This window comes from Streptomyces sp. A 4/2, from assembly GCF_940670765.1.
Taxonomy (GTDB): domain Bacteria; phylum Actinomycetota; class Actinomycetes; order Streptomycetales; family Streptomycetaceae; genus Streptomyces.
In genome coordinates, this window is sequence record NZ_CALNVW010000020.1 from 127,589 (window position 1) to 145,130 (window position 17,542).

At 69.7% G+C, this 17,542-nt stretch carries 16 protein-coding genes and 1 pseudogene; 5 read left to right on the forward strand and 12 right to left on the reverse strand.

The window, feature by feature from the left end:
• Positions 1 to 89: 89 nt before the first annotated feature.
• A complete protein-coding gene (locus NBY69_RS15270) occupies positions 90 to 248 on the forward strand; it encodes a hypothetical protein (RefSeq protein ID WP_374211277.1) in 159 nt (52 codons plus the stop codon).
• 274 nt (positions 249 to 522) lie between these two features.
• Here the strand turns inward: NBY69_RS15270 and NBY69_RS15275 are convergent, their stop codons facing one another.
• A complete protein-coding gene (locus NBY69_RS15275; protein ID WP_250301449.1) occupies positions 523 to 1,260 on the reverse strand; it encodes a chitinase in 738 nt (245 codons plus the stop codon).
• Between the two features lie 412 nt (positions 1,261 to 1,672).
• Between NBY69_RS15275 and NBY69_RS15280 the strand changes: the two genes are divergently transcribed.
• Both NBY69_RS15280 and NBY69_RS15285 read left to right on the forward strand, forming a co-directional pair.
• Positions 1,673 to 2,146 (forward strand): hypothetical protein, encoded by a 474-nt coding sequence (locus NBY69_RS15280; RefSeq protein ID WP_250301450.1) that lies wholly within the window; start codon positions 1,673 to 1,675, stop codon positions 2,144 to 2,146.
• 196 nt (positions 2,147 to 2,342) lie between these two features.
• A pseudogene (locus NBY69_RS15285) lies at positions 2,343 to 2,645 on the forward strand (dienelactone hydrolase family protein); the annotation flags it as partial.
• 77 nt (positions 2,646 to 2,722) lie between these two features.
• Here the strand turns inward: NBY69_RS15285 and NBY69_RS15290 are convergent.
• From NBY69_RS15290 to NBY69_RS15305, 4 genes are all read right to left on the reverse strand, one after another.
• On the reverse strand, positions 2,723 to 3,811 hold the full coding sequence (locus NBY69_RS15290; RefSeq protein WP_250301757.1) for a MerR family transcriptional regulator: 1,089 nt from the start codon (positions 3,809 to 3,811) through the stop codon (positions 2,723 to 2,725).
• A 246-nt stretch (positions 3,812 to 4,057) separates the two neighbouring features.
• Positions 4,058 to 5,068, reverse strand: coding sequence for a cupin domain-containing protein (locus NBY69_RS15295; RefSeq protein ID WP_250301451.1), 1,011 nt, complete (start codon positions 5,066 to 5,068; stop codon positions 4,058 to 4,060).
• 151 nt (positions 5,069 to 5,219) lie between these two features.
• The gene (locus NBY69_RS15300; RefSeq protein WP_250301758.1) at positions 5,220 to 6,263 is read right to left on the reverse strand and encodes a cytochrome P450; all 1,044 of its coding nucleotides are present in this window, start codon (positions 6,261 to 6,263) and stop codon (positions 5,220 to 5,222) included.
• 627 nt (positions 6,264 to 6,890) lie between these two features.
• Entirely contained in the window at positions 6,891 to 7,622 is a 732-nt protein-coding gene (locus tag NBY69_RS15305; RefSeq protein ID WP_250301452.1) for an SDR family NAD(P)-dependent oxidoreductase, read from the reverse strand.
• Between the two features lie 92 nt (positions 7,623 to 7,714).
• Here NBY69_RS15305 and NBY69_RS15310 point away from each other — a divergent pair, with 92 nt between their 5' ends.
• Positions 7,715 to 8,575, forward strand: coding sequence for a LysR family transcriptional regulator (locus NBY69_RS15310; RefSeq protein ID WP_250301759.1), 861 nt, complete (start codon positions 7,715 to 7,717; stop codon positions 8,573 to 8,575).
• A gap of 464 nt (positions 8,576 to 9,039) precedes the next feature.
• Here NBY69_RS15310 and NBY69_RS15315 read toward each other — a convergent pair whose 3' ends face one another.
• The 4 genes from NBY69_RS15315 to NBY69_RS15330 form a co-directional block, all read right to left on the reverse strand.
• Entirely contained in the window at positions 9,040 to 10,002 is a 963-nt protein-coding gene (locus NBY69_RS15315; protein ID WP_250301453.1) for a phosphatidylinositol-specific phospholipase C, read from the reverse strand.
• Between the two features lie 253 nt (positions 10,003 to 10,255).
• Complete coding sequence (locus NBY69_RS15320; protein WP_250301454.1) at positions 10,256 to 11,806, reverse strand: glycosyltransferase family 39 protein; 1,551 nt, start codon at positions 11,804 to 11,806, stop codon at positions 10,256 to 10,258.
• A 369-nt stretch (positions 11,807 to 12,175) separates the two neighbouring features.
• On the reverse strand, positions 12,176 to 12,433 hold the full coding sequence (locus NBY69_RS15325; protein ID WP_250301455.1) for a hypothetical protein: 258 nt from the start codon (positions 12,431 to 12,433) through the stop codon (positions 12,176 to 12,178).
• 261 nt (positions 12,434 to 12,694) lie between these two features.
• Positions 12,695 to 13,264, reverse strand: coding sequence for a TetR/AcrR family transcriptional regulator (locus NBY69_RS15330; protein WP_250301456.1), 570 nt, complete (start codon positions 13,262 to 13,264; stop codon positions 12,695 to 12,697).
• 105 nt (positions 13,265 to 13,369) lie between these two features.
• Here NBY69_RS15330 and NBY69_RS15335 point away from each other — a divergent pair, with 105 nt between their 5' ends.
• Positions 13,370 to 14,236 carry an SCO6745 family protein gene (locus NBY69_RS15335; RefSeq protein ID WP_250301457.1) on the forward strand — a complete coding sequence of 289 codons (867 nt, stop codon included), beginning with the start codon at positions 13,370 to 13,372 and terminating at the stop codon, positions 14,234 to 14,236.
• A 230-nt stretch (positions 14,237 to 14,466) separates the two neighbouring features.
• Here NBY69_RS15335 and NBY69_RS15340 read toward each other — a convergent pair whose 3' ends face one another.
• The 3 genes from NBY69_RS15340 to fabV form a co-directional block, all read right to left on the reverse strand.
• Positions 14,467 to 14,637, reverse strand: a complete 171-nt coding sequence (locus NBY69_RS15340; protein ID WP_374211284.1) for a CsbD family protein — start codon at positions 14,635 to 14,637, stop codon at positions 14,467 to 14,469.
• A 522-nt stretch (positions 14,638 to 15,159) separates the two neighbouring features.
• Positions 15,160 to 15,804 (reverse strand): HD domain-containing protein, encoded by a 645-nt coding sequence (locus tag NBY69_RS15350; RefSeq protein WP_250301760.1) that lies wholly within the window; start codon positions 15,802 to 15,804, stop codon positions 15,160 to 15,162.
• Between the two features lie 515 nt (positions 15,805 to 16,319).
• The gene (gene fabV / locus NBY69_RS15355) at positions 16,320 to 17,534 is read right to left on the reverse strand and encodes an enoyl-[acyl-carrier-protein] reductase FabV (RefSeq protein ID WP_250301459.1); all 1,215 of its coding nucleotides are present in this window, start codon (positions 17,532 to 17,534) and stop codon (positions 16,320 to 16,322) included.
• Between the last annotated feature and the right edge of the window lie 8 nt (positions 17,535 to 17,542).

Here is a 17,542-nt window from a genome sequence, read left to right on the forward strand (position 1 = left end):
GGCCCGGGGCACAGATAGCGTGCCGCAGCTGCCGCCGCACGCTCTGCCGAGGCCCGCGGTGAGGGAGTCCAGACCTTCTCCCTCTCTGGATGAGCGTGGAAGCGTTCCAGAACGCCCGCACCCCGAAGGAGCTCCACTGGATCGACGGCGCCGGCCACGTCGACCTCTACGACAAGGAGCAGCACGTGGGGCCCGCGGTCGAGAAGCTGACCGACTTCTTCCGGGCCCAGCTGGCCGACGCAGAGTAGACGCCATCGCGGCCCGCCGCTCGGCCCCCCTCTTCGCCTTCCACTTGGCGAATGGCACCATCGACGTCGGTTCGCCCGCCGGTGTCGACCACCGTCCGACTCTCTTGCCGTCCGGTTCGCCCTTGGTCGGGCAGGCCGGGCCACATCGCTATGACCCGGCCACATCAACCGTCGAGAGTTCCTGCACCCCCACCGACGAACGTCCGCGGAAAGACGTCGACCAGGCTGCTGCCTGAGCTTCCATAGCCACGAGCCGGTTTCAGGGCCGACCGGATCAGCAGGAAATGTTGCCGCCGCCCACGTCGGTACCGAGAACGCCGACGAAATTCGTGTACAGGTTGATCCGGTCCTGGCGCTCGTCCGGGTTCTGGCCGTTGCACTCCAGGGCACCGTTGATGCTACGGATGGTCTCCCCGAAGCCCTTGCCGTTGACCATCGCGTCGTGCGGGGTCATCGTCCCGGCGCCGCTCTGGGTGTCCCAGAACCACAGGCCGGTCTTCCACGAGACGGCGGAGTCCCGCTCGACCTGGTACGGGTCGTTCAGCAGGTCGATGTGCAGGGCGTCACCAGCCGCCTTGTAATTGAAGTTCCAGCTGAGCTGCAGCGGCCCACGCCCGTAGTAGGCACTCTGCCCGGCCGGACAGCCGTACGGCTGTGAGGCGTCGCAGTAGTGGCTGTAGTTGGCCGTGTTCTGCTCGACGACGTACTTCAGGCCGCCGGTCTCATGGCTCACGTTGGCCAGGAAGGCCGCCGCCTCCCGCTTCTGCGTCGCATCGTCGCCGGTAGTGGCGAAGCCCGGGTAGGCGCTCAGCGCGTTGACCAGACCGTCGTAGGTGTAGAAGGGATTCCGGTTCGGAAACATCTGATTGAACTGCGCCTCGCTGACCACGAACGACCCGGCGGCTGAGGCGGGCACTGCCGGAACGGCGGCGGCCAACCCGCTCGCGACTGCTGCGGCGCTCAGCACGGCCAGAACACGGGACCGGGTTCGGGGCATGACGGATACGGACATCTGTACTCCTTCGATGGTACGTACCGAGCCGCTTGAGTCTCCTGACCAGCGGACTCGGCTATCCAGAGATTCGAGGACGAAGTAACGGCCGCAGCGTTCCCCGGGTTCGGCTCCAACAAGCGGAAAGCGACGGGAGATCACCCGTTGGAAGAATCTTCCGATCTGTGAGTTGACGATCCGGCGGTCTTCGTCCCACGGCCCGGACGCCGAGCCCGGCCCAACTGATCGCGGCTGCGGTGACGTCGGCCGCGGAGACGCCCAATGCCCCGGACCACACGTGTGCCGAACCGTCGATTGTCCCTGCGGTATGACGGTTGTCACCGTCCGGTCACAGCCGACAGTTGATCGAAACCCCTACCTGTTGTCCGGTATCTCCCACGGTGTCAACCGACCTTCGTCACAGGGGAAGTTCATGAACCACCGTTACGTTTCCACCGCGGTCGTCCTCGGCTCCGCCGCCGCACTCCTCGCCACCATGTGCGGGTCCTCCAGCGCCAGCCCGCGCCCGGCAACGAGCGCTCCAGCCGTAACCTCCGGAAAGGCGGGCGGCAGCTGGCAGCCGTGCCACCTGCCCGCGGGGTACAAGCACTTCTTCAAGCTGGACTCCGCCAAGAACGTCAAGGGCAACACCGTCGTCCGCGTCACCCCGGAGACCTGCCGGGTGAACACGAAGAACGACGAGGACGTCATCTACACCCCGAGCGGAGCGGCCCAGTCACTCGTCTTCGCCTCAGGCGCCTCCGTCAAGGTCCTCAGCGACACCACAACCCGGAAGGTCACACCGAAGTGGTTGGTGAACCACAAGCTTGCCAACACCCCGTACTTCTACTACCGCGTCAACGGCCAGAGCCAGATCAGCGCCATGGAGGAGATCTACCACCCGTAGCGGTTGCGCCGTGCCGGTGCCGAAGGCTCCATCTCCCGAGCAGTCCAAGGCTACGGCCTGCGCAGATCCCGCTGTCGTGGTCTGCTGCGGCTTGCCGGGACCAGCTCACCGGCTCCTAGCCGCACCGGTCCCCCGGTAGTGCTTCGCCCCGCCGCACATCAGCGGGGCGAAGCGATCTGCCCGGATCAACCAGCAGGCATCCCCCGCCGGATTCCACGGCCCCGTGGGCGCCGACGGGCCCGACAGCCTGCGCCGCCTCCTCTCCGGGTTCACCGCCCAGGTCCACCTCGGCAACGCCGAGACCGACCTGACACCCGAGGCCCTCGGCGCGCTCGACCGGGCCCTGGACGCCTCGGGTGTCCGCTACACCTCCGAGATCTACCCCGGCACCGTCCACGGCTTCACGAAGTCCGACACCGACGCGTTCAACCCCTCGGCACTGCAGCTCCACTGGGACCGCCTGCTGCCCCTCCTCGACCGCACCCTGCCCAGCAGTTGAGGCTCCGGGCCCGATCGAGGTAGTCGTAGCGCGCTCCACTGATGCTCTGATGGGCTGATGCGGGCGGGCACGCTGGTTCAGGCTACGAGCAGGCGGAGGCCGAGCTCTGCCGCGTCGAGGGCGACGAGGTCGCGGTTGCGCTCGGCCCACCGGCCTGAGGAGAGGTCGTCGCGCAGCCTGTTCACTGCCCGTTGCTCGGCCTCCGGCCCGACTCTGGTCCATACCGATACCGCGCGGCGTACATGTTCGTCCAGGTATGCCTCGGGCCGGCGCCAGTGTGCCTCGAAGAAGCCGTCCGCGCAGTCCCACGGGATCAGCACCGGCTCCGCCCTGCCCCCGATCGCGTGGGTCAGGTCGGCCAGCGAAGGCCAGTCGACGAGAAGGTCAGCGAATTCAGGCAGGTAGTCGCGCGTGAGCCAGAACCGCTGAAGCCACCCGGTGCTACTGGCGTCGTATGTGAACACCACCACGCGGCGGGCCACGCGCCGCATCTCGCGCAGGCCCGCGATCGGGTCCTGCCAGTGATGCACCGTACTGAAGGCCATCGCGGCGTCGAAGGACCGGTCCTCGAACGGGAGACTCTCCGCAGCGGCGGCCACGCACGGCGCCGCGCCCGCAGGACGCTGTGCCCGCATGACCGCCGACGGCTCCACCGCGGTGACATCGCGGTCGGTGGGCTCGTAGGAGCCGGTTCCGGCTCCGACGTTCAACACCGTCCGTGCGTCCCCGAGCGCGTCCCAGACCCTTGCGGCGATCCGCGGCTCGGTACGCCGCGTCGCCGGGTAAGCGGACCCGATGGTGTCGTACAACTGCGTGCCCAGCACTTTCAATTGTTCCTCCGGCGTCGTCCTGATTCCCATGGCCCGTGTCTCCAGTTCTGTGTCGATGGCCGTCACCATGGCAGCAGCACGGTCGCGCTGTTCCAGCAGCAGACCGCGCAGTCGGCGCAGGTGCGCGACCGTATCGGTGGCCGGGTCGTCGACCAGATCCGCGATCTCGCGCAATCCGAAGCCCAGCCGGCGGTAGGTGAGCACCTCCCGCAGCCGCTCCACGTCGACCGCCGAGTAGGCCCGGTACCCGGCCGAGGTCCGCGCGGACGGCCGCATGAGGCCGATCTCGTCATAGTGATGCAGCGTGCGGACGCTCACTCCGGCCAGTTCGGCCACGCGCCCCACGGTCAGGTGTTCCTCCACACGACCGACAATGCGGTATGACGCGGCGTGAGGGTCAAGCGCCTCGCTCCTGGGCTCGCCCAGCGCGGGGGCGGAAGTCGCGAACCGCTGCTGGGGCAGCAGGTCGCACCGGCGAAGCCGACCTGGAGGCTTGAGACACCACCGAGCCGGCCTCCCACTCGGCCTGGCCATTGCGCCCGGGGGCACGCTCCGGCTGCCGGGGAGCCTGTCGGCTGTGCGTCAGTGCTCGGTGGTGCGTGCCTCCTCGCGCAGCCTGCGCCAGGTGCGAGTCACGGACGTCAGCCCGGCACGCCTGGCGCCGGGTCCACCGGTCTCCCAGTTCCGGGCCGTCTCGGCGAACGTCTCCGCCCGCGTCATCGTGACCGGCCGCCGCGCCTGCGCGGCCCGTGCGGCGAGCCGCAGGTCGTCTGGTTCGATCGTGTCGAGCTTCGCCCGGACGTGACTGAGCAGCGTGGCGCAGGCGTCGACGATCGCGGCCTCGCCCAGGGGGCGCGGCGGGAGGTCCAGCCCTTCGGACAGCCGCTGCTCCAGGGCCGTCCGCAGGTCCTGCAGGGAGATGTCGCGGATCGTCAGCGACAGGTGGGCGGACAGTCCGGTGGCGCCCACCGCACGGTGCGCGAAGCCGCGCGGAACGTAGAGCACGCTGCCGGGTTCGAGGACGCTGCGCAGGAGCCGCGGGGAGCGCTCGTCGTCCGGGAGTTCTCCCGGCGCCCAGTCCGCCACCGTCGGTGCGTCGTGGACGTACCAGGTCTTGCGTCCGGACACCTGGAGTACGAACACGTCGGCGTCGTCCCGGTGCACCGCGAGGCCCTGACCGCCGGCGGGCGTGACGAAGAAGAAGGCCTCCACACGCCGGTCGATCTCCTCGGACAGTCGCGCCACCAGTTCGCCGGTAGGGCGGTGCCACTGGTCGACGTGTCGCAGAAGGAGCGTCGCCCTGGCGCGCAGGAGAGCGAGGACTTTCGCGCGGTCGGCGAAGTCATGGTGCGTTGTGCCGTTGACCACCCGTGCCGTGGTGTAGGCATCGGACGGGATGACGACCTTGTTGGAGCGGACCATCTCCAGGTAGGGGGTACGCAGCAGCCCTCCGTCGAAGGCGGCGTCCAGCTCACCGAGGTCGAACGGTGGGGCGAGTGTCGCCGGCCTGAAGACCGCGGGTTCGCGCTGCCACTGGCGGTCGGAGAAGCTCTTGATGTCGCCGACCCAGTCGGCCAGCGTGGGCGATTCCATGGCGTCTTCCCGTGGTGTCAGGGTGTTCGGTGCTCGTGGTCGGCAGCGCCCACCCGGTACGAGGGTGTGTGCGGGCTCCGTGGCGGGAGGGGGGTGGTGGCCACACTGTCCTCGTCGGGAACTGCGGGTGGCACGAGGGAACGACGCCGTGTCATGCCCCGGCTTCCGCGTCGAACCGCACGGAGAGCAGGGAGCGCAGGGGGACGGGTGCCTCCTGCTGCGGGCTGCGAATGACGAGTCGGTTGTCGAAGGCGACGGTCAACAGGCGCTCGGCCAGGGGCACGACCAGGTGCTTGGCCCAGCAGCGGGCACCCTCGAACCCGAACGGCATGAATGCGGGCGTCTTCTCCGGGTCCGCCACCCCGGCCCACCGCTCGGGCCGGAACTCCAGCGGGTCGGGCCAGTAGTCCGGATGACGGTGCATCAGGAGCGGGAAGAGCGCGACCCTGTCCTCGGGCCGGATCTCAGGGTGCAGTCCGGTGTACGCGTCCCCGCCCTTGCGGAACAGCATCCACGCGGGCGGGAGCAGCCGCAGCGTCTCCCACAGGACCGCGGTGAGGTCGGCGCGGGCCGCCTCCGGTTCGCGCTCCTGCCCCATGAGCCACAGGGCGTTGCCGGCCAGTGCGGCCACGCCGTCGCAGAGGGTGGCCGTCGCTCTCCGGTACAGCGCGATGGCCTGCCTTCTCTCCTGGGTGCCGGAAGCATCACGGATCTGTTCGGCCAGCGCGGTGCCGCCCTCGGTGTCGGATCCCGGCCAGACGGTGACGGCGCGGTCGACGATCCGGGAGAGCGTGTCCGAGCGTGTGACACCGCGTTTCGACAACAGGGAGACCGGCAGGGGGTCGGACGAGAAGAGCCACCGGCGCAGGTAGGAGGTGGGCGCGTAGGGCCAGGAGCCGGACAGCCCGCGCGTCGGGGGCGGCGGGGTCCGGATGCCCTCCATGACGTCCTGCCCCAGCGCGCGGATCGTCCGTGTCGCGCTGTCGTGGGGGATGTCGGCTCCTGCGGCGGGCTTGTAGACCGAGCGCTCCATCGCCGACACAGGGCGTTCCGCGACGATTTCGGCGATCAGGTGGCAGTCGGAGACACCTACCGTGGTCGCGTCGATCCGGAATACTTTCTCGCCCCTGGCCAGCAGGTCCTGAATCCGCGGGGCGTACACGACGGAGTGGCCGCGCACCGCTGCCGACGCCATTTCTTCCACGAGAATCCCGCCTCCATTGGAATGGCAACGAAATGCGTTCCCCACGGCAGGCGGAGAACTCCGGGCATGGAACGGGCAGGACCGTCGCTCCGCGCCGCGCCGCGGCCCGGTCTGCGGCGGACTCCGGCCCGGTCGTGGCCGCCGCGGGCCGCGGCAGACAGGGGCGCCTTGCAACGTCGGCGGAGGCAGTGGCATGGCCGCGTCCTCCGCCGACGGGCGGTGCATGAGATCGGACGGCCCGTCAGACCAGACAGTGCGTCAGATCAGACATCGCGTCAGATCAGATGGTGCGTCAGATTACGTGCAGCACCCACGCGTGGCTGGCGAGGTCCTCATCCTTCTTGAACTTGCTCACAAGTGCCTTGATCATCTTCATGGCTACTCCGTTTCAAGGGATTGCGGGAGTCGATCACGCGGAGCCGCAGTACTGGCCGACCTGCGGCTGCCCAAGCCATTCTGGCCGCCTCCCCTTGCGTTCGACTAACGTTTCACTGACGTCCACCAGCTGTGCAGTTCGTGAGCGACAAGCCGAACTCCCTCTGTTCACAAGCGATTTGAAGCAGCAGCCAGGTGCGCGGGCGAAGCCGCCTCACCAGGCGGGTGAGGCGGCTTCGCACATCACCAGGGCACTACGCCGGCGTCTTCGAAGAACTTGCCGGTCGGGCCGCCGTCGGGGAGGGTCGCGAGTTTGATGGCGATCGCCGCGCCCTGTTCAGGGGTACGCACACCGCGGAAGCCGTTGAGATCGGTCGCGACGTAGCCGGGGCAGCCTGCGTTGATCAGGATGTTCGTGCCACTCAACTCCCGGGCGTACTGGAGGGTGACGGCGTTCAGGAACGTCTTCGACGGTGCGTACGCCACGGCCACCGGACCCGTCGACTGCTCAGCGGCGATTCCTGACTGCCGGGTGAGGGAGCCGACGCTGCTGGACATGTTCACGATCCGGGGTGACGCCGAGCGGCGCAGCAGCGGCATCATCGCGTTGGTGACGCGGATGACGCCGATCACGTTGGTCTCCACGACCGCCCGGATGACGGCGGGATCGACCCGGGTGGGCTCCTGCGGCATGCCGCCGGTGATCCCGGCGTTGTTGACGAGCACGTCGAGACGCCCGGACTGCTCCTCGATCAGCCGTGCAGCGGCTGTTGCGCTCGCGTCGTCGGTCACGTCCAGCGGTACGCCGAACGCATCGACGCCGGACGCGCGCAGTCTCTCCACCGCGTCCTTGCGGCGCCGGTCGTCGCGAGCGCCGATGCCGACGCTCCAGCCCAGGGCCCCCAGGCCTGCGGCGATCTCGTAGCCAATTCCCTTGTTCGCGCCGGTGACCAGCGCAATCGTCCGTTCGCTCATGGGTTCCATGCTGCCGCGGCCACCGGCGAAGGGTCCAACACCGATAGGGTGGGCGGCGATACCGTCCAGGTATGGATCTGGGGTGTGGCTGCGTGGAGACCCGGGAACTGCGCTATTTCGTCGCTGTCGCCGAAGAGTTGCACTTCGGGCGTGCCGCGCAGCGGCTCGGGATCGCACAACCGCCGTTGTCACGGGCGATCCAGCAGCTCGAACGCCGACTCGGGGCAGTGCTGCTGAATCGGACCAGTCGCGCTGTCACGCTGACCGAGGCCGGTTCTGTGCTGTTGACCGAGGGCCGGACGGCCCTCGCCGCGGTAGAGGCCGCCGAGCGCCGGACCCGCCGCGCCGCACATTCCACGACCGGCCGTCCCGGCCTGGTCCTGGTCACGAAAGCCAGCGCGTCCCGCGAACTGCTGGCGAAACTCCTCGACACATACGCCGCCGAACCCGGCGCGGTCCCCGTCGACGTCATCCTGTGCGGCCCGGCCGAGCAGGCACGATTCCTGCGCGAGGGCCGGGCCGACGTGGCGCTGCTGCACCTGCCGTTCGACTCGACCTCCGGGTTCCACACCGAAGAGCTGAGCACGGAGAGCCAGGTCGTGGTCCTACCGACCGGGCACCCGCTGACCTCCAGGGCCCATGTCCACATGGCCGACATCACGGGGCTGCCGGGCCTGCCCATGCCACGTTGGCCCGATCCTGACGGCACCTACCCGCCCGGCCCCGGTCCGCAGGTCCGCGACCACGCGCAGTTGTTGCAACTCGTCGCGCTCGGGCGGGCTTGCGCGGTCTCACCGGAGTCGTGCCGAGCCCAACTGCATGGTGACGTCGCCGCCGTGCCCGTGCTGGACGCGCCAAAGGTCACCACGGTGATCGCCTGGCCACCGCACAGCCGGTCCAGAGCCGTCGCTGACCTCGTACGGACTGCGACACGTCTCCAGGCCGTGTTCTGACCACGAACGTTGCCGGGATCGAACAGGCAACTGCGGGGCGCGAGCCGCCCCGATCGGCTGTCAATGACACCGGGGCTGTGGTCGGCGCCTTCGTGACGGCGGACGCGACCTCCAACCCATCGGATGAGCTCCAGCCCACCGGATGAGCTCTGGCCCACCGGGTGAGCTCTGGCTCCCTCGATCGGGATCGGCCCCAACTGCTGTCCAGGGAACCCTGGTTGAACCCGCCGAGGTGATGTCGCCCGGTCAGCAGGACCCCGTTCAGGTGCGCTACGACCTGGAGCGGCCGGCGAACCAGCTGGAGCCACATTTCAGGTACGAGGAGGCGGCGATCGTCACGGATCTCAACGCCACGGCCTCCGCTCCCCGACGTCGGCTGATCCCCCACCAGCGTCCCGGGTCCGGACCGGTCCCCGGTGCCGGAAGTCCGGCGGCGCCGGGGAGCGGCGATCGGCCCCGTGGTGTCAGTGCCAGTTCCAGTCGATGAGGGTGCGCAGCGTGTCCGAGTGGAAGTCCGGGAAGTCCAGCGGGACGACGCCGAGGTGCGTTCGGTCCGACAGTCTGCCGTTCAGGTAGCTCTGTACCCCGGGCATGATCGCGTCCGCGTTGGTCTTGGGCCAGCCGCCGCCCGCGTAGCTGGTGAAGTTGATGTACATCAGCGCCGAGTTCTGGTCCCCGGCGGCGTTGTCGAACTGCTGGGTGACCTTGGCGGTCTTCTGGGACGGCCAGGACAGTCCCTGGTAGATGTCCTGCAGCGAGAACCACTGGTTGGACAGGAAGCCGTTGTCGCCGCCCGGCCATTGCAGGACCGGCCAGTCGTTGTCGAACTGGGCGATCAGAACGATCCGTCCGCGCGCCTCGCCGAGCGACGGCACCTGGTCCGCGAGGAGGAACCAGGGGCGCCAGCCCTTGGTGTCGAGGTAGACGTTCAGGACGTCCTTGAAGCGCGCGCCGACGTCGTTGTTGGTGCCGTTCTCCTTCTTCAGCCGCATCACGATCGTCTCGTGCGGATGCTGCAGGAGGAAGTCGCGGCACTGCGCGAGCACCCCGTCGAAGGTGATGCCCTGGTAGTACCCGGCATGGTAGATCCCGAACGAGTCGTCGAGATGGTCCTGGAGGCCGTTGGCCCGGATGTCCAGGAACCGTACGCCGCGCTGGAGTTGTTCGGTGATCCCCCAATTCTGGGTGTGCGACCACTCGGTGCCGTTGGCGGGGTCGGTGCAGCCGGAATCGTGGGTGCCGGGGATTGTCATCCGGAGCAGGGACAGCGCGTCGGGCAGCGCGCCCATCCAGTCGGCTGGAAACTCGCTGCCGGTGGATGCGGCGGTGCGCGGGGCGGTCGCGGCGCGCGCGGGCGTCATGCCGCCGCCGACCACGAGGGCGGTGGTGGTAACGGCGGCGGAGCGTATGAGGGATCGACGGCTCATTGTCATGAAGCGGTTATTGCCCCACCGGAGGGTGTTCTCAACATCCTTTCCCGGCAAGACTGTGAGCGGGTGGACGGGTGGACGGATCCGAACGCCACCCCCGGGGGCCGCTCGGCGGGCCGCAACGCGTGGATCGCCGCGAGTTGAGGAGCGGGCACCTGGACCCGCGCCCGCCGTGGACGACACGCTCCGGCTCTACCGACGCGTTGCCGACGGCGAAGGTCAGCGGCGAGCCCACGGCCCGGGTCGCGCGTCACGCGTAGGTGCGCAGTTCGGGCCATATCTCGCCCCAGGGACGACGGGGACCGGTGCAGACGTAGACGTGGCCGCCCCATTCGATGTTGTGCACGCCCTGGGGATTGGAGAGGGTGGCGGCTACGCGGACATGCCGGAAGTACCGGCCCAGGTGGGCAGCGTACTCGGGGGCGTGGTCGGGGCCGGGGGCGACAGCCACCACGGTCGAGGCGTGCGGGTTGCCGGGGCCCCACCACCAGTCGGTGTTGTGGACGCTCACAGCGGTGGGCAGCCCGGTACCGCGGCCGAGTTCGTTGATGGCACCGGCCTCGCCGTAGTCCGCCGCAACGATCACCGCGTTCGCACGCTGCTCGGACGGGAGCCCGGTCCACACCTGCCGTACGGTGCCGACCAGTTGGGGCCAGCCCAGGGATTCCCCCGAATTCGAGCTGATGCCGTACGTCCAGCCCACGTCGGAGGGCGGCAGCACCGGCAGCACGATCACGGCGGACAGCGCGGCCGATACGGCGGTTCCGATCGTCAGGCTGCGCAGCCGGTCCGGGCGGGAGTACAGCCACCCGTCGAGCCCTACCGCCCCGGCCGCGAGCAGACACACGTACAACCCGCCCAGGTAGTACACCTGCGCTCCGGTCGTCACGGCGAACAGCACGAACAGCACGGCGTACGCGGTCACCAGGCACCGCCACAACGGCCGGCCGGATCGCCACAGGAACCGCAGTCCCGCCACCCAGAACACCGCCATCGCGAGGCAGGACATGCCGATCTGCCCCACGATCCAGGTGGGGATGTTCCCCGGGCCGCCGTGTTCCCCGTTCAGTGCCCGCGTCATCGCGAACATGGCCCAGCCGTGGTGCGCCTGCCACCACAGGTCGGGAAGCACGAGCAGCACGGCGATCGTGGCGCCCGCGAGCAGTCGACGGTCGGCCACGGTCCGGCGGGCCGGGCCGAGCAGCACCGCGGCCAGCAGGACGATCCCGAAAAAGGCCGCGAGGTGGTTGAATTCCGCGCCGATGCCGACCAGCGCTCCCACGGCGAGCCACCACCGCGTGTCGCCGGTGCGGCCCATCCGTACGACCACGAGCGCGATCGCCGCCCACGCCAGCGCTTCGTACGACGACGTGTTGGCTACGTGCGCGCCGCCCAACACCACGGGCATGGTGCCCGTCGCGATCGCCGCGAGCAGCTGTGCCCGCCGTGCTGCGCCGAACTCCCGCGCAGTCAGCGCGCCGACGACCACCGTGCCTGCGGCGGCGAGCGCGGGCCACAGCCGAAGGCCCGCCTCCGAGACCCCGAACAGCGACAGCGAGACCCGGGCCAACAGCGGTGCCAGCACCGGCTGGTCCACATAGCTCGCCTGAAGGTGCCGAGCGCAGTCGAGGAAATACAGCTCGTCGATGTGGAAGCCGTAGCGCGAGGACAGCGCCATCAGCACGGCGAAGACCACCCCCGCGACGGCGAACACCCGCCGGTCCAGCGGTGCTGTTCGTCCGCCGTCCTCCCCGGCCCGGCCCGCACGCCCCAAGTCCGCTAATTCTGCCGCGTCCGCCATCCCCGACACCCCCCGGTACCAGGCCCCTCCGTCGCTTCGTCCGCACGGCCGGGGCAGCCCGGCGCGCACAGCTCCCGGGCCGCTCGTACCTTACGCACGCCGGAGCTGGAGGGGCGAGGGGGTGGGAGCCGGTTCTCACACTCCGGGTCCCGCACCCCGCTTCCCGTCTCACCGCCTCACCGTCTCGGATGCTCGGCGGCTGATCCGGTGCTGTTGCCTTCCTGTCGACCCTCCCGGGGGCACCGGACCGGCGCCACTACTGGCATCCCGCAGCACCGGACAGCGCGTGACCGTGGACGAGCCGCATCCACACTGGACGCGCGAGTCACTGGAGCCCAAGAGCCCGATGTCGGCTCCGGGCCTGCGTGATCACGCCTGCGCTTCCATGCCCTCCAGCAGGTTGTCGTGCGGAGCGTCCGGGTCGGCGTCCGCGCCCGGTAGCGGCCGGTGGCCCTCCGACCAGTGGTTGGACCACCCGCACACCCCGCACGAGTACCGACCGTCCAGGCCTGCGATGGTCGCTTCGCAGATCCGGCATTCGGATTCGGTGATCTCAGGGGTGATCGCGATGTCGGGAGCGGGGAGCGGGTCGAGTTCCGGTTGCCACTGGGGTCGCTTCGCGGTCATGGGTGGGAGGGTACCCAGCGCCGGGGCAGTGAGAGCAGTGATACGTGCCGTCCGGGCCCTGAATCATGACGGCCCCGCATCTTGAGCAATTCATGCTTGCCCCCCTCCGTCGCCGTACGGACAGGGTGCTGCGCGGCGGATGCCCGTACAAGGCTCGGGCACCATCAGCCCTCCTGCGGTGGGGAGTCCTCGACGTAAGGTGGCCGGTCCGCCGGATCAACACCGCACACACCGACGGTCACGATCGGTGCGGTGGACAAGTCAGCCCGTCGCGGGCCTTCCAGCCGTCCGGAACATCTCGCCCGCCAGGGCCCGGAACGTCTCTTCGGGGTCCCGTCCGTCCAGCGGGCCGTCAAGGTTGTGGGAGAGCAGCAGCGTCGCGAAGCCGTGAGCCATGGACCAGGCCGCCATGAAGCCGATGGCCGGATCGTCACTGCGGCCTTCCACAGCCGTACCGAGACGACTCCGCGTCCGCTCGCGGGCCGCGAGGAGCTCCGGGTCGTCGGGGCGCAGGAGTTCCGGGCGGAACATGACCTGGAAGTGCGCCGGGTGCGCGGCGGCGAAGCGCACGTATCGGATACCCAGGTCGCGCAGGTCCTCCGCCTCCGCCAGGGCGGCGGACAGGAGGTCGTACCCCTCGATGGCGATGGCGGTGAGAAGGCCCGCACGGTCCTTGAAGTGGTGTGCTGGTGCGGCATGGGAGACCTGCGCGCGGCGGGCGAGGTCACGCAGGGACAGGGCCGACGGCCCTTCAGAGGCAATCACGTGAAGGGCTGCGGTGAGTACGGCCCGCCGCAAGTCACCGTGGTGGTACGCGCGTTCGGTGGTCATGACGAGCAGGCTAGCGCAATCTAGGCATTGACTAAATCCCCTGTCGGATGCAATCTGGTCAGCGTCAAGATGAAGGTGTCGCGGAGAGCGGAACGAGGAGCCGGTATGGGTGATGACGAAGGACGCGTGCGGCAGATGTGGCACCTCCTGGAGCCCCTGCACGCCGTCGTCTACTACGCGCCGCAGGTCTTCGAGGAGGCCGAGTCACTCGGTTACGACACCGGCGAGCGCTGGCCGAGCTACTTCGCCTTACGGGCGGCGCCACTCGGGGCCGTCGGCTCCCGCCAGGTGGCCTCCGCGTTCTACAGCTTCAGCCCGCGCATGGTCGCCGAGCACGCCCCGGCCGCCTGGGACATTGCCGCACCGCGCGAGGTGATCGCGGCCCGGACGCGCGGCGTCGACCGGGCGTACCGCGCACTCCTCGGCGAGCGGACGGACAGTCCCGATCTCGCCGAGGCCGCCGCGCTCGCCCGCCGGGCAGCGGAGGCCGCGCGCACCGAGGGCCGCCCGCTCGCCGCCGCCAACGCCGAACTGCCCTGGCCCGGGGAGCCGCACCTCGTGCTGTGGCAGGCCGCGACCATCCTGCGCGAACACCGCGGCGACGGCCATCTCGCCGCCCTCCTGACCGCAGGCCTCGATTCCGTGGAAGCGCTGGTGTCCTTCGCCTCGATCGGCGCCGCGCCGGTCGGCGTTTTCGCCAGCCGCGGCTGGAACGAGCACGAATGGGCTGCCGCCGGTGAGCGGCTCCTCGCCCGCGGTCTGCTGAACGCCGACGGCGCCGCGACCGACGCGGGCCGCGCCCTGCGCGCCGAGGTCGAGCGCCTTACCGACGAACTCGCCGCTCACCCCTGGCAGGAACTCGGCGCCGAGAACACCGCACGGCTCGCCGAACTCCTCGGCCCCCTCTGGCTGGAGGTCCTCGGCTCAGGACTGCTGCCCCGTGAGACCACGCTCGGTATCGGGAAGGTCTGAGATCTCCTGCCGTGCGGTGATCTCGTCGCGGCCGGCCGGCCCTCCGGAGGATTCGAAGCACCTGTGTGTCGGCCGCCCGGGCGGTTCACGAGCGCTACGGACGGACGGGTGAACACTCACGACCGCGAGCGTCCGGTCGCCACGCACGGCGGGTGGAATGCGCCGCCGGACCAAGCGGGCGACGCCGGGCGGGCCCCGCCAGGAGTAACGGGGCCCGCGGGAACGGCGCCTCAGCCGTCGTTCTGCATGGAGTCCTTCATGCCCTTGGCTCGGTCCCTGGCCTCGTCAACAGCGCCCTTGACCTTGCCCTTCGCCTGATCGGTCTTGCCCTCGGCCTCTTGACGGCGGTCGCCGGTGACCTTCCCGGTCATCTCCTTGGCTTTTCCTTTGGCCTTGTCCATCGGGCTGTCGCTCACTGGAGCTCCTCGGTGGGGCGAATAGAGACGACCCCAAACTAAGACATGTACGACATGCGCGCCTGGCGGGCGAACCGCCTCCGACGGGCAGCGATTCCTCCTCGCCCCTGCGGCAGGCAACGCCACGGCCGCGAGGCCGCCGCCCCATGTCTCTCCTTCGGCCGTACCTGCCCCGACGGCGGCGTGAGAGCGCTGGGGCGCGGTGGCCGAGGTTCACCCACTGGACATGGTCCTGCCGTGCGCCGGGGAACTCGCCGAGGACATGGCCGCGGCCGACCTCGCCTACCAGAGCTGAGCTCACCTCGCCCAGCGCCCCGTCGGCACCGATCCGCACACCCGAGGAGGTGCGTACGTCGGTGCCGGTGGGCGAAACAACGCGTACGTCGTACCGGGCGCCATAGGTGTTGGCGGTCGTGAACACCTCCGCGGGGCCGGTGACGTCCAGCAGTTGCACGCCGTCGAAAGCCACCACGACGACCACCACCCGGTCCGACGGTGAGCGGGTGGCTAGTCGGCCCACGGGGAGTCCAGGATGGTGCGTACGAAGTCACCACGCCGGAATCCGGGTACGTAGTGGGCGAGCACGTCGGCCTTGACGTTGCCGAACGTGGTCTGCGGCTTGGACCGGATCCCGTCGGTGAAGGCCTCCAGGATGCGTCCCTTGAAGCCTGGGCGCGGGTGCAGGGCGATGACCGCGGCGCGGTCCGTCTCGTCGAGGTCGTCGTAGCCGATCCCGAGGACGTCGTACTCCACACCCGCCGTCAACAGCGCCACCTCCGGCTCCATGAACTCGGGGATGCCCGGGGTGGTGTGCAGGGCAATGGCGGTCCATACCCGTCGGATGCTGGCCTCCGGCAACCGGTGGCCCTGCAGGAAGCGGCGGGCTTCATCGGCGCTGTCCACCTCGAAGCGTCGCCCGCTCTCGTGGAAGGGTTCGCTCAGGCCCAGGTCGTGGAACATGGCCACGATGTACAGGAGTTCCGGGTCGTGGCTGAGGTCCCGGTTGCGCCCCTGGAGGCTGCCGAAGAAGTAGACACGGCGTGAGTGGTGGTAGATCAGTTCGCTGGTGCTGTCCCGTACGAGTTCGGTCGCCTCCCGCGCGAGCTTCGTGTCCGGCACACGCACCCCTGCCAGTACGGACGAGTTGTCCATCACCGCAATCACCCGGTCCTTCGGTGTGCCGGTCCCTCCGGCAACAGCTCCAGTCTCGGATTCGCCGGATCGCCGCGCCATCGCTGTGAGGCCAGAGATCCCACAGATACGGACACTCCTGGGCGAGGCCGCAGATGCCCGTACGGGTTCCACCTGCGAGGGGGGCCAGCGGCCGTCACACCGCCCCCGGTGGGGCCGCCGCGGGCCGTCCACGGTCCGGCACCCGTCCAGCGCGGCGACGCTGCGGGCCGGGCCCGGACAGCCCCGGCCCGGCGGAATCGGCGCCACCGCACCCGCCGTCGCACAACGGCACCCGCACCGCGCCGAGAGCGTCCATGACATCGACAGCCCAACAGCCTTGAGACGACCGGCCTGTTGCCCCTGCCGCCCGACGGCCCGCCCGTGGCCGCCGCACCCGCTGGCGACGACCGGGCAGGCCTGGGCCGGTTCCTCGCGGCGGAGCCCGTCCGGGCAGGCCGGGCTCCGCGTGCGTCCATGCGGCTCTGCGCCAGGTGTCAGAGAGTGGTGGGGTGGGGCCACGGGATGTCGGTCTCGATCGGTGCGGTGTAGTCGATGCCGGGCACCGCGAAGCCGTACAGCTGATGGACCTGCTCGCGGAACCAGTCGAGGTCCGCGAGCCCGGCGATGTCCGTGGTGGTGGCTGCCTGCCAGCGTTCGGCGACCTCGGCCTGCACGTCGGGGGCCAGTTCCCAGGTGTCCAGACGTACGCGCCCCTCGTCGTCCAGGTCGAGGGCAGCGGCGCCCGTGAGCTGGTCCCACAGGGCGGTCAGCTGGCCGATCGGGGGCACCATGCGGTCTCCGAGAACACCGCGCAGCAGCCCGGCGTAGAGGGCGATTCCGGGGATCGCCGTGGACGACTGGGTGACGGCGGCCCCGTTCACGGATGTCACAGCGCGGCCCCCGCACTCCTCTGCCAGCAGTTCGTCGAGGTCGCGGGCGGTCTGTTCCAGATCGGCCTTGGCCGCGCCGATGGTGCCCTGCCGGTACAACCCGGCGGTGAGAGGCGAGCCGATGTACGACAGCGCGGCCGTGGTGAAGCCGTCGGCAAGGAGGCCGCGGCCGGTGAGGTGGTCGATCCACCGGCGCCAGTCGGCTCCGCCCATCACGGCGACCGTCTGCTCGATGTCGTCGCCGTCGGCGGCTGCGGTCTCGACGATCGCCACCTCGGCTGTCCCGTTGTCGTCGAACGACAGCGACTTGGTGCGGTACGCCTCACCTATCGGCTTGAGGACCGAGGCGTACTTCCTGCCGGTGTCGGGATCGGTCCGGCGCGGGGCAGCGACGGAGTAGATCAGGTAGTCGATCTTCCCACCGAACCGTTCGGTGACGAGGTCTGCGACGGTGTCCTTCATCCCGTCGGAGAAGGCATCACCGTTGAGGAACACGAAGTCGCGGTCGTGCTTCGCCGCCAGTTCGGCGGTGGCCGCGGTTCGGTACCAGCCCGCGGTACCCGTACGCCGGTCGGGGCCCTTCTCGAAACACACCCCGATACCCCGGACACCGGTATGCGCGAGCCCGGCGACAGTGGCCGCCAGCCCGTACCCGGCCGAGGACCCGATGACCAGCGCCACCGGCGCCACCGCGCCGAGACTCGGCACAGTGGCCGGCACGGCGTCCCACATGTCTCCGACGAGGCGCGCACAGCCCGACGGGTGGGAGTCGAGGAACAGGAATCCGCGGTTGCGAGGGGCGATGACTCGTTCACTCATGAGGCTTC